Annotated in this window: 8 protein-coding genes; 3 read left to right on the top strand and 5 right to left on the bottom strand. The window is 70.0% G+C overall.

What is annotated here, in order from left to right:
• Positions 1-36 precede the first annotated feature (36 nt).
• The 3 genes from B0I31_RS33015 (at position 37) to B0I31_RS33005 (ending at position 2,596) form a co-directional block, all read left to right on the top strand.
• The gene (locus B0I31_RS33015) at positions 37-642 is read left to right on the top strand and encodes a helix-turn-helix domain-containing protein (protein WP_106619313.1); all 606 of its coding nucleotides are present in this window, start codon (positions 37-39) and stop codon (positions 640-642) included.
• Positions 643-746: 104 nt separating this feature from the next.
• Positions 747-1,586, top strand: coding sequence for a class I SAM-dependent methyltransferase (locus tag B0I31_RS33010; RefSeq protein WP_106619312.1), 840 nt, complete (start codon positions 747-749; stop codon positions 1,584-1,586).
• A 182-nt stretch (positions 1,587-1,768) separates the two neighbouring features.
• Positions 1,769-2,596 (top strand): DUF5995 family protein, encoded by an 828-nt coding sequence (locus B0I31_RS33005; protein ID WP_106619311.1) that lies wholly within the window; start codon positions 1,769-1,771, stop codon positions 2,594-2,596.
• A gap of 12 nt (positions 2,597-2,608) precedes the next feature.
• Here B0I31_RS33005 and narI read toward each other — a convergent pair whose 3' ends face one another.
• From narI to B0I31_RS32980, 5 genes are all read right to left on the bottom strand, one after another.
• Positions 2,609-3,334 carry a respiratory nitrate reductase subunit gamma gene (narI, locus tag B0I31_RS33000; protein WP_106619310.1) on the bottom strand — a complete coding sequence of 242 codons (726 nt, stop codon included), beginning with the start codon at positions 3,332-3,334 and terminating at the stop codon, positions 2,609-2,611.
• On the bottom strand, positions 3,331-4,005 hold the full coding sequence (gene narJ, locus B0I31_RS32995) for a nitrate reductase molybdenum cofactor assembly chaperone (RefSeq protein ID WP_106619309.1): 675 nt from the start codon (positions 4,003-4,005) through the stop codon (positions 3,331-3,333). Before narJ ends, narI begins: the two co-directional genes overlap by 4 nt.
• A complete protein-coding gene (gene narH, locus B0I31_RS32990) occupies positions 4,002-5,672 on the bottom strand; it encodes a nitrate reductase subunit beta (RefSeq protein WP_106619308.1) in 1,671 nt (556 codons plus the stop codon). Before narH ends, narJ begins: the two co-directional genes overlap by 4 nt.
• Positions 5,672-9,358 carry a nitrate reductase subunit alpha gene (locus B0I31_RS32985; protein ID WP_219910908.1) on the bottom strand — a complete coding sequence of 1,229 codons (3,687 nt, stop codon included), beginning with the start codon at positions 9,356-9,358 and terminating at the stop codon, positions 5,672-5,674. Before B0I31_RS32985 ends, narH begins: the two co-directional genes overlap by 1 nt.
• A 609-nt stretch (positions 9,359-9,967) precedes the next feature.
• Entirely contained in the window at positions 9,968-12,082 is a 2,115-nt protein-coding gene (locus tag B0I31_RS32980) for a PQQ-dependent sugar dehydrogenase (protein WP_106619307.1), read from the bottom strand.
• Between the last annotated feature and the right edge of the window lie 14 nt (positions 12,083-12,096).

The following is a 12,096-nucleotide window of genomic DNA, read 5'->3' as shown; positions in this document are numbered from 1 at the left end:
AGGCGCGTGTTGCCGGGAAGGCATAGACTCTTGCCTATGACGCAAGAAGAAGGCGGGCTGGACGGCCTCGTGCGCAAACGGATCCGCGCTCTGCGGCTCGCGCAGGGCCTGTCCCTGGAGGAACTGGCCGGTCGCGCCCACCTCAGCCAGTCCTCGCTGAGTCGCATCGAGAACGGTCAACGCCGCCTGGCGCTGGACCAGCTCGTCACGCTGGCCCGCGCCTTGGACACCACCTTGGACCAGCTCGTCGAGAACGCCGCCGACGATGTCGTCATCAGCCCCATCGCCCACGGCTCCGACAACCTGAGCTGGCCGATGAAGGGCGACCCGGCGCTGAGCGTCATGCGTCGGCGGCTGACCGAGCCGCCGCCCGACAACCCTGCCAAGATGCGCGCCCACCCTGGCCGGGAGTGGCTCGTCGTGCTCTCCGGCGCCGCGATCCTGTTGCTGGGCAACCGCCGCTTCCGCCTCGAGACCAACCAGGCGGCCGAGTTCCCGACCATGGTGCCGCACGCCATCGGCACCGAGGGTCGTCCTTGCGAGATCATGTTCATCTTCGACCGCGACGCCCGCCGCGGACACCGCGAGACCGACGACCAGCGCGGGAACGGCGACGGTGACGCCCACGACACCGGCCGGTAGTCGCACCGCCGCTGCCTTGCGCGGGTGGCAGCACCGGGGGCCATTCCCTTGCGCAACTCGCAAGAAGTCATGCACAAGGCGCATGGCGAGCTTAACGTGGCGGTATGACCCACACCCACGAGCACGGCCACCACCAGCACCAAGACAGCGAGCAGGCGGAGATCCTCGACCTGGACGCGGAAGTCCTCGCCGACCACGTCGCCGCCATCACCGAGTGGCTGCCGGTGAAGAGTGGCCCGCACCACATCGTGGACCTGGCCTCCGGTACGGGAGCGGGTACCTTCGCGCTCCTCGACCGCTTCCCCGAGGCGCACGTCACCGCCGTGGACGCCTCGCCCGGACACCTGCGACGGCTGCGCGAGAAGGCGTCCGCCCGGGGCGTGGGCGAGCAGGTCCGCACCGTGCAGGCCGACCTCGACCACGCGACCTGGCCCGACCTGGGAACGCCCGACCTCGTGTGGGCGTCGGCCTCCATGCACCACATGGCCGACCCCGACCGCGCCCTGCGCACCGTCCGCGACCTGCTCGCGCCCCACGGCCTGTTCGCCGTCGTCGAGCTCGCCGGCATGCCGCGCTTCCTGCCCGAGGACGCCCCCGCCGACCGGCCGGGCCTGGAAGAACGCCTGCACGCCGCGACCGAGCACTTCCACGCCGAGCACGTGCCCCACCGCGGCGCCGACTGGGGACCCATGCTGACCGCCGCCGGCTTCGCGGTCGAAGGCCGACTCACCGTCGCCGTCGACGGTTCCCGCCACGCGTCGATCGGCCGCTACGCCCTGACCGCGCTGCAACGCCTCCGCGCCGCCGCTGCGGCAGAGCTCGCGGCGGAAGACCTCATCGCGCTCGACCGACTGCTCGACACCCACGGCCCGCACAGCATCCTGCGCCGCGACGACCTCGCGGTGCGCACCGAGCGCACCGTCTGGGCCGCGCGCCGCGACTGACGCGTCATCCGGCGCAGGCGCACGCGGCTCGACGCGGCGGAGCCCGTCACCGCACGGTGTCGCCGTTGCGCCGACCGAGGTGAACTTCCTCCGGGTGTGTATCTGCAGGCACGGCCGCGGATCCTTTACGTCGGACCTGGCGAGCCGGGCCACGTGTGCCGCATCCACCCCGGGAGCTTCCGTTGACCGACTTCGACAGCATCGCCGCACAGCGGCCCGCCACCATCGAAGAGGCGATCCCCTGCATGCAGGTCGCGCTCCGGTACTTCCACGAGCGCAACGACTACCGGGCCGTGTTCCTGCGGGCGTACTACATCATCACGCTGAACGTGCACGCGGCGGTCCACGGGCTCGGCGACTACCGGAACCCCATCTTCTTCGACCGCGACTGGGTCCGGTCGCAGGCCGGCTACTTCGCGTCGCTGTACTTCCGGTCGTTGACCACGTTCGACCGGGACCCGGAGTCGGAGCGCGCCTGGAAGACCGCCCACCGGATGGCCGAGGACAAGACCTCCACGGTCCTGCAGGACCTGCTGCTCGGGTTGAACGCGCACATCAACTACGACCTCGCGTACGGCACGTTCCTCAACCTCAGGCAGCACGGGGACGACGCCGGGCACCTGCTGCTCCCACGCCGCAAGTTCGACCACGACCAGGTCAACAACATCCTGGTCCGCTCGATCCCGCAGATCGCCGAAACGCTCACCCGCGACTACGGCGGCGGCATCACGGTGCTGCGCAAGACGCTGCGCGGCCTGGACGTCGTGCTGAGCGGTACCGGCCTGAAGTACTACCGGGAACGCGTGTGGTGGTCAGCGGTCTCCTACCTGACCACCACGGACGAGGAGGAGGTCGGCCTGGTCCACCAGAAGCTCAACTGGGAGTCCGCCCAGTTGGCCAAGCTGATCGCCGACCAGAGCGTGTGGAGCCTGCCGGTGCGCACGATCGGCCGCGCGATCCGCAAGGAGGACTTCAGCCGCATCACGCTGGAGGTCCCGGCCGCCGGGTGACGTCACGCCGGGTTACTCGTGCTGGTCACCCCAGGCGCGGGCGTAGCGGTTGGCGTCGGGGCGTTTCGGGTCGCGGCTGCGGTAGACCACGTACGGCCGCACGAGGTAGCCGAGCGGTGCGCTGAACACGTGCACCAGGCGCGTGTACGGCCAGATGCCCAGCAGGACGAGCACGATCACGTTGTGCACCTGGAAGCTCAGCGGGATGCCCGTCATCACGTCCGGCTGCGCGGAGAACGTGAACAGGCCGCGGAACCACACCGACACCGTGGCCCGGTAGTCGTAGCCGCCGCCGATCAGGTTCTCGCCCACGGTGTTGACCATGCCGGTCAGGATCGCCGCCGCGAGCAGCGCGTACATGACCTTGTCACCGCGCGTGGTGGCCTTGCGCACGGCCGAGACGGTGAACCGCCGGTACAGCAGGATCGCCAGGCCCGCCACGGTGGCCGTGCCCGCCGCCGTCCCCGCCGTCACCGAGACCAGGTGGTACGTGCCGTCGCTGATCCCGACGAACTCGGTCCAGCTCTTCGGGATCATCAGTCCCATCACGTGCCCGCCGATCACGGCCAGCAGCCCGAAGTGGAACAGCGGGCTGCCCAGCCGCAGCAGCCTGCTCTCGTACATCTGCGAGGACCGGGTCGTCCAGCCGAACTGGTCGTGCCGGTAGCGCCAGACGTGCCCGACCAGGAACGAGGTCAGCGCGATGTACGGCAGGGCCAGCCACAGCAACGTGCTCATCGTCGTCCTCCCGACTCGGCGTGCAGCGCGGGGTCCATCGCGAACGGCTCCAGGCCGACGTCTTCCTCGGGCGGCCCTTCCGCGGCCAGCGTCGCGATCTTGCGGCGGTCCGCGGCGCTGATCTCCGGCAGCGTGGCGCACACGGCGTCCAGCACGGCCAGGTACGGCGACCCGCCGTCGGCCAGCGACAGCCGGATCATCTCCAGCACCGGGCCGTGCTCGACCAGCAGCCGACGCCCGGCGACGGGATCGGCGGTCGCGGCGAACTCCAGCACGACCGCGAGGTGGTCGGGCAGCTCGTGCTCGCCCAGCTCGACACCGGCCGCGCGGTAGGCGTGCTTGAACCGCAGCAGCGCCATGCCGCGCTTGCGGGTGTCGCCGTAGGCGTAGTACGACAGGTGCAGGCAGTTGCGCTTGCGCAGGTCGAAGGTCTCGACGTAGTGCTGCGCCAGCGCGCTCCCGGCCGTGGACCGCGCGTGGTCGATGAACGACACGAGCGCGGGCCCGGCCGGCGCCGGGAGCGACATCGCCGCCGCCCGGAGATCGGACAGGATGCGCGTCAGCGCCTCACCCGGGTAGTCGATCAGGAGCGCGGCGATCCGCCACACCAGCCGGCTGTCGCGGTCCGGTGCTTCCGCGGCCTTCTTGTCCCGCTTGCGCAGCACGCTCATCCGATGGCCTCGGGTTCGTGCGCGGCACCCGCGCCGGCGGAGCCGTTGCCCGAGGAACCGTTGCCGGACGAACCGCTGCCCGGGAACAGTCCGGAGGTGTTGACCCCGTCCCAGTCGAGCAGGTTGATCCGCTTGGTCTTGTCCGGCGGCGCCGCGCCGTTGGTGTCGGTCAGCTGGAACTTCTCCGTCATCACGTCGAACGCGGTCATGCCGGGGCCACCGTCGCCGTCCAGGCTGCACCCGGTGGTCAGGGCCTCCAGCCGGTGCGCGTCGGATCCCGCGCCCGCCGGGATCACGTAGCGGTCCTCGTACTTGGCGATGGCGAGCAGGCGGTACATCGACTCGATCTCGCCGGGCGCGAGCCGCACCGACGCGGCGATCGAGTCGTCCACGTCCTCGCCGAGGTTGACCTGGCGCATGTGGGCGCGCATCGCGGCCAGCCGCTGCAACGACGCCCGGACCGGTCCCACGTCACCGGCGGTGAACAGCTCGGCCAGGTACTCCACCGGGATGCGCAGCGCGTCGATGGCGCCGAAGAGGTTGCCCACCTCCTCGCCGTCGTGGCCGGTCTCGCTCAGCACGTCGACGACGGGCGACAGCGGCGGTACGTACCAGACCATCGGCATGGTGCGGTACTCCGGGTGCAGCGGCAGCGCCAGTTGGTAGTCCACGATCAGCCGGTACACAGGGGAGTTCTGCGCGGCCTCGATCCACTCGCCGGAGATGCCCGCCCGCTCGGCCTCGGCGACCACGCGCGGGTCGTGCGGGTTGAGGAAGACGTCGAGCTGCGCGGGGTAGAGGTCCTTGTCGTCCTTGACCGACGCCGCCTCACCCACCTTGTCCGCGTCGTAGAGCAGCACGCCGATGTAGCGCAGCCGGCCGACGCACGTCTCGGAGCACACGGTCGGGATGCCCACCTCGACCCGCGGGTAGCAGAACGTGCACTTCTCCGCCTTGCCCGTCTTGTGGTTGAAGTAGATCTTCTTGTACGGGCACCCGGTGACGCACTGCCGCCAGCCGCGGCACTTGTCCTGGTCCACCAGCACGATGCCGTCCTCGGCGCGCTTGTAGATCGCACCGGACGGGCACGACGCCGCGCACGACGGGTTCAGGCAGTGCTCGCAGATGCGCGGCAGGTAGAACATGAACGTCTGCTCGAACTCGAGCTTGACCTGCTCGGAGAGCTTGCCCAACACCGGGTCCTTGCCGATCTGCTCCGGACCGCCGCCCAGGTCGTCGTCCCAGTTGGCGCCCCAGGTCACCTTCGTGTCCTCGCCGGTGATGGACGACTTGGGCTTGGCCGTGGGCGTGGTGTCCGAGGGTGGTGCGGACAGCAGGTTCTGGTAGTCGTAGGTCCACGGCTCGTAGTAGTCGGCGACCGTGGGCATGTCCGGGTTGGCGAAGATGTTGAGCAGCCGCTTCAGCCGCGAGCCGGTGCGCAGGGTCAGCTTGCCGCGCTTGTTCAGCTCCCAGCCGCCCTTCCACTTCTCCTGGTCCTGGTACTGGCGCGGGTAGCCCTGTCCCGGGCGGGTCTCGACGTTGTTGAACCACGCGTACTCCACACCACCGCGGTTGGTCCACGCCTGCTTGCAGGTGACGCTGCACGTGTGGCAGCCGATGCACTTGTCCAAGTTCATCACCATGGCGAGCTGTGCCATCACGCGCATCAGTACTGCACCTCCTGGCTGCGGCGGCGAATGGTCGTGACCTCGTCGCGCTGGTTGCCCGTGGGACCGTGGTAGTTGAGGGCGAACGACTGCTGTGCGTAGCCGCCGACGAGGTGCGACGGCTTGATCATGAGCCGGGTCAGCGCGTTGTGGATGCCGCCGCGCTTGCCGGTCGCCTCGGTGCGCGGGACGCCGACGGCCTTGTCCTGCGCGTGGTACATGAACACCGTGCCCTCGGGCATCCGGTGGGACACGATCGCGCGGGCCACCACGATCCCGTTGCGGTTGACCGCTTCGATCCAGTCGTTGTCCGCGACGCCGATCTTCGCGGCGTCCCGGTCCGAGATCCAGATCGCCTGCCCGCCCCGGGACAGCGTGAGCATGTGCAGGTTGTCCTGGTAGGCCGAGTGGATCGACCACTTCGAGTGCGGGGTCAGGTACCGCACGGTCACTCCACCGTTCAGCGCCCCGACCGCCGGCTCGTTGAACAGCGCGGTCATGTCCAGCGGCGGCCGGAAGACCGGCAGCTGCTCGCCCAGCTCGAACATCCAGTCGTGGTCGAGGAAGAAGTGCTGGCGGCCGGTGAGGGTGTGCCAGGGCTTGAGCCGTTCGGTGTTGATGGTGAACGGGGAGTACCGCCTGCCGCCGGTCTCGCTGCCCGACCACTCCGGCGAGGTGATCACCGGCACCGGGCGGGCCTGCGTGTCCGGGAACGTGATCCGCTTGCCCTCGCTCTCGGCGGCCAGGTCGGCGAGTTCGGTGCCGGTGCGCCGTTCCAGGGCGCGGAACCCCTCCGTGGCCAGGCGGCCGTTGGTGGTGCCGGACAGCGCAAGGATCGCCTCCGCGGCGTGAGTGTCCTTGGCCAGCGACGGCCGTCCGGCGGCGGCACCGGACAGGACCGTCCCGTTGGCGCCCTTGAGGTACTCCACCTCTTCGTCGGGGTGCACGGTGACGCCCTTGGTGGTCAGCCCGACCTGCTCGACCAGCGGCCCCAGGGCGGCCATCTTGTCGGCGATCGCCGGGTAGTCGCGCTCCACGACCACCAGCCGCGGCATGGTCTTGCCGGGGATCGGCTCGCACTCACCGTTCTTCCAGTCCAGCACCCGCCCGCCCGGCTGCGCGGTGGCGTCGACGGTGTCGTGGGTGAGCGCGACGGCCACGATGTCCTTGCGCTTGCCCAGGTGCTTCTCGGCCAACCACGAGAACCCGCGGGCGATGCGGTGGAACGCCTCGAAGTCGGTCTTGGTCTCCCACGGCGGTGAGATCGCGGGGGAGAAGGCGTGCACGTAGGGGTGCATGTCGGTGGAGGACAGGTCGTGCTTCTCGTACCAGGTCGCGGCGGGCAGCACGACGTCGGAGAACAGCGTGGTCGACGTCATCCGGAAGTCCAGCGACAGCAGCAGGTCCAGCTTGCCGACCGGTGCCTCCTCGCGCCACGTCACCTCCTGCGGCCGCACCCCGTCCGAGTCTTGGGCGCGCAGGTTGGTATCGGTGCCGAGCAGGTGCTTGAGGAAGTACTCGTTGCCCTTGGCCGACGAGCCGAGCAGGTTCGCCCGCCACACGGTGAGCACGCGGGGGAAGTTCTCCGGTGCGTCCGGGTCCTCGCAGGCGAACCGCAGGTGCCCGGACTTGAGCCCGTCCACGACGTGGTCCGCGGCTGGTTTGCCGAGCCGTTCGGCCTCGTCGGCCAGGTCGAGCGGGTTGCGGTTGAACGTCGGGTAGCTCGGCATCCACCCCAGGCGGGACGCGAGCGCGATGTTGTCGGCGGCGGTGCGACCGGCGAACCGACCGGTGGCCAGCGGCGAGGACATCACGTCCGAGGTGAACGGGTCGTAGCGCCACTGGTCGGTGGCCAGGTACCAGAAGATCGTGCCCTGCATCTGGCGGGGCGGGCGCTGCCAGTCCAGCCCGAACGCCAGCGTCGACCACCCGGTGATCGGACGGCACTTCTCCTGGCCGACGTAGTGCGCCCACCCGCCGCCGTTGACGCCCTGGCAGCCGGTGAGCATGGTCAGCGCCAGGAACGAGCGGTAGATCTGGTCGGAGTGGAACCAGTGGTTGGTGCCCGCGCCCATGAGGATCATGGACCGGCCCTTGGAGCGCTCGGCGTTGTCGGCGAACTCCCGGCCGATCCGCTCGGCCGCGGCGGCGGGCACCCCGGTGATCCCCTCCTGCCAGGCGGGGGTGTAGGGCTGGGTGGCGTCGTCGTAGCCGCTGGGCCACTCGCCGGGCAGGTCGTCGCGGCGCACGCCGTACTGGGCGAGCAGCAGGTCGAACACCGTGGTCACCCGCCGGCCCGCGACGATCCGCGTCGGCACGCCCCGGTGCAGCACGCCCGGCTCGCTGGTGTCGAACCGCGGCAGCGCCACGGTGACCGGGTCGCCGCCGCGCGCCGACAGCAGCGGGTCGACGTCACCGAGGTCGAGGTTCCACTTGCCCTGGCCGGAGTCGGTGAACCGGTGCCCGAGCGACCCGGGCGGGACCACGGGCTCGCCGTGCGCGTCCAGCAGCACGGTCTTGGACTCCGCGCCCTCGCCGGTGTCGCCCAGGTCCGCGGCGGTGAGGAACTTGCCCGGCACGCAACCGTCGTCGGTCTCGGTCAGGGTGACCAGGAACGGCAGGTCGGTGTAGCGCTTGACGTAGTCGGTGAAGTACGGGGTGGTCTTCTCGACGAAGAACTCCCGCAGGATCACGTGCCCCATCGCCATGGCGAGCGCGGCGTCGGTGCCGGGGCGCGCGGGCAGCCACTCGTCGGCGAACTTGGTGTTGTCGGCGTAGTCGGGTGACACCACGACGACCTTCTGGCCCCGGTAGCGCGCCTCGGTCATGTAGTGCGCGTCGGGCGTGCGGGTGACCGGGACGTTCGAGCCCCACATGATCAGGTATCCGGCGTCGAACCAGTCCGCCGATTCCGGCACGTCGGTCTGGTCGCCGAACACCTGCGGGCTGGCCACCGGCAGGTCGGCGTACCAGTCGTAGAAGCTCAGCATCGAGCCGCCGACCAGCGAGACGAACCGGGCGCCCGCCGCGTGGCTGACCATGGACATCGCCGGGATGGGCGAGAAGCCCGCGACCCGGTCCGGTCCGTAGCGCTTGATGGTGTGCACGTGCGCGGCGGCCACCATCTCGGCGGCCTCCCACCACTCGGCGCGCACGAAGCCGCCCATGCCGCGGGCGGCCTTGTACTTGCGGGACTTCTCCGGGTCCTCGACGATGTCGGCCCAGGCGAGCACCGGGTCCTTCAGCCGTTCCTTGGCCTCGCGGTAGTACTCCAGCAACACGCCGCGCACGTACGGGTAGCGCACCCGGGCGGGGGAGTAGGTGTACCAGGAGAAGGACGCGCCGCGGGGGCAGCCGCGCGGCTCGTACTCGGGCTTGTCGGGCCCGATCGACGGGTAGTCGGTCTGCTGCGACTCCCAGGTGATCACGCCGTCCTTGACGTAGACCTTCCACGAGCAGGAGCCCGTGCAGTTCACCCCGTGGGTGGACCGCACCACCTTGTCGTAGGCCCACCGGTCCCGGTAGAACACGTCCGCGCCGCGCCCGCCGATCTGGTGCAGCGTGCGCCCGTCCGCGGAGGTCTCGCCCCGCTGGAAGTGCCTGGCGAGGCGCAGCAGCGAGTCGCCGATCTCGGCATCGGTCTCCGCACCGTCCGGACGAACGCTACCGGCGGGTGAATTCGACACGGCGATCACCTCCGAGGTAATAGTGAATCGCTAAATCGGCAGCCATCGTCAATGACCCTGCTGCGTCACCCTAGGGCGACGAACGGGTGCCTACAAGAAAGGAGTGGAATCCGCACGCTATCCCGCCGTGGGTGGTGAGCGTGACGTAACGTCGCGTTTACGAGCCTCCCCTTGCCTGCTCTCGCTCGTGGGTCGACCAACGGCCATCTACCTGCGAAGACGGGCTTCCGCGTGCCGTTGTCGCACCGCGCCAGGTGAGTGTCACCCGGTCGGTTCGCACCTATCTTTAACATCCAAGTCACATCAAGCCAAGGCGGACGGGTGCGGTTACCCACCGGTCGGAACGGTCCCGAGTATTCCTCGCCGCCGAATTCCTCGGCTGCCCCGCCTCTGGTCTTAATCAACGGGAGGCGTCCACGCGGCGGGAGCGCCGAAGGGGCTGTCGTGATTGTTGTGAAGTGGCGGTGGCCGGGCGGGTCGTCCTGATCGACGCGTGGCCCTTGCTGGTGCCGGCCATCACGGGATCGCCCGCGGCGGCGGATGGCCTGGCTGCGGTGCGTGCGCTGCGGTACCGCGGGGCGGTGTGAGCACACCGCCCCGCGGCCGGGTTCATCGTCCGAGCTCGACCTTGAGGATGCTCTCGTTGCTGTTGTCGGCGATGCTGTCCTTGTCGCCACGGGTGCTGGTGGTCAGCCACAGGCCACCGTCCGCGGACGGTTCCACGGTGCGCAGCCGCCCGTAGGTGCCGGTGAGGTGCTGCTGGACGTTGGTCAGGCTCTCACCGGCGATCTCGGCCCGGTACAGCCGCGCACCGCGCAGGCAGGCGATGTAGAGCGCGTCGCGGACCACCGCGATCCCGCTGCACGAGGCCTCGGCGACGGGATAGGTGCGCTTGGGCGCGACGAAACCGGGCTCGGCGCAGCTGCCGGTGGTGCCCTCGCAGCGTGGCCAGCCGTAGTTGCCGCCGCGGACGATCAGGTTCGTCTCGTCCATGACGGAGTTGCCGAACTCCTGCTCCCACAACCGGCCCTGCGAGTCGAAGGCCAGGCCTTGCGGGTTGCGGTGGCCGTAGCTCCACACGGCGTTGCCGAACGGGTTGTCGGCGGGCACGGTGCCGTCCGGGTTGATGCGCAGGACCTTGCCGGCGAGGTTGTCCCGGTCCTGGGCCCACTCGCCGTTCTGCCCGTCACCGGTGGCGACGTAGAGCTTGTTGTCCGGGCCGAACCGCAGCCGGCCGCCGTTGTGGTACTTGTTGCGCGGGATACCGGTGAGCAGCACCTGCGGCGTGCCCGCGAGGGCTCCGTCCGTGTAGCGGATGCGCACCACCCGGTTGTCGGTCGGGCTGGTGTGCATCACGTACACCCACGGGTCGGCCGTGAAGTCGGAGGCCACGGCGATGCCCAGGACCCCGCCCTCGCCATCGGTCCCGTCCGCGTTCGGCACGCGGCCCAGGACGGTCTTCGCGCCGGTGGCGGGGTCGAGGCGGACCAGCTCGAAGGTGTCGCGACGGCCGAAGAGCACCTGTCCGCCGGGCAGGGTGGTCAGGCCCCAGGGCAGGTCGGTCTCGGTGGTGACCCTGGTGATCGAGCACAGCGCCGTGGCGCAGGAGCTGCCCGTGGTGACCGCGACCGCCGTGCTCGGGGCCGAGCGGTTGGCCTGGGCGTCGCGCGCCCGCACCCGGTACTCGTAGCGGGTGTTCGCGGCCAGGCCGCTGTCGGTGAACGACGTCGTGGTCGCGCCGCTGGTCGAGCCGACCTGGACGCCGTCGCGCAGGATTTCGTAGCCGGTGACACCGATGTTGTCGGTGGCCGGTGACCAGCGGACCGTGACCGAGGTGCCCGAGGCGGTCGCCGTCACGCCGGTGGGGGTGCTGGGCGGTGTGGTGTCGGCCTGGCACTGCGGCACGGTGATCGTCACCGTGGGGCTGGCCTGGGAGACGTTGCCGGCGGCGTCGCGGGCGTTGACGTACAGGCCCCAGGTGGCGCCCGGGGTGACGGTCAAGTCGGCCGACAGAGCCGTGCCCGGCACCGAGGTCATGAGCTGTCCGTCGTGGTAGATGTCGTAGAACGCCACCGCGACGTCGTCGGTGGACGCCGACCACGAGAACGTCACGCCGGTGCACGTCAGGTTCGAGGTGCGGGCGTTGGCGGGCGCGGTCGGCGGCGTGGTGTCCGTGCCGAGCCTGACCAGCTGCCACTGCTGGTTGGCGCCGCCCGTGTCGGGCAGCTGCACGACCCGCGCACCGTCGGCGGTGGAGGAGTTCAGCACGTCCACGGCCTTGCCGCTCGCCCGGTTGAGCAGGCGCACGGAGCCACCGGCGGAGTCGGCCAGCCGGAACTGCTGGCCGGTGAGGTCGGCGTCGGTGGTCTGCACCAGGCCGGTGCCGTTGGCGGTGGACGGGAAGCTCAGGACCTTGTTGCTGTGCCTGGATTTGATCCGGTAGTAGCCGCCGCCGGAGTCGACGAACTGCCACTGCTGCCAGGCGCCGTCGTTGCGGGTGTACTGGGAGATCCGGGCATTGTTCGCGGTGCTGCGCCCGTACACGTCCAGCACCTTGCCGCTGTTGCGGTTGACCAGCACGTACGAGGCGTTGGTGTCCACGGTGGCAGCCGACGCGGTGCGTACCGGAAGAACGACCGCGGCGACCGACAGCGCCACCACCCACACCGCTCGCAGCCGCGCTCGGTGGACGGCGTTCTTCCTGGTCGCGAGGGGATATCGCATGGTCTTCCTCTCAC

Origin of the sequence: Saccharothrix carnea (genome assembly GCF_003014735.1) — a bacterium.
Classification (GTDB): domain Bacteria; phylum Actinomycetota; class Actinomycetes; order Mycobacteriales; family Pseudonocardiaceae; genus Actinosynnema; species Actinosynnema carneum.
The sequence above is the reverse complement of the archived record's forward strand: the minus strand, read 5'-3'. Positions and strand labels throughout refer to the sequence as shown.

Coding starts and splice junctions, on each gene's coding strand:
- B0I31_RS33015 (WP_106619313.1), top strand. CDS start 37: ATGACGCAAGAAGAAGGCGGGCTGGACGGCCTCGTGCGCAAACGGATC.
- B0I31_RS33010 (WP_106619312.1), top strand. CDS start 747: ATGACCCACACCCACGAGCACGGCCACCACCAGCACCAAGACAGCGAG.
- narI (WP_106619310.1), bottom strand. CDS start 3,334: ATGAGCACGTTGCTGTGGCTGGCCCTGCCGTACATCGCGCTGACCTCG.
- narJ (WP_106619309.1), bottom strand. CDS start 4,005: ATGAGCGTGCTGCGCAAGCGGGACAAGAAGGCCGCGGAAGCACCGGAC.
- narH (WP_106619308.1), bottom strand. CDS start 5,672: ATGCGCGTGATGGCACAGCTCGCCATGGTGATGAACTTGGACAAGTGC.
- B0I31_RS32980 (WP_106619307.1), bottom strand. CDS start 12,082: ATGCGATATCCCCTCGCGACCAGGAAGAACGCCGTCCACCGAGCGCGG.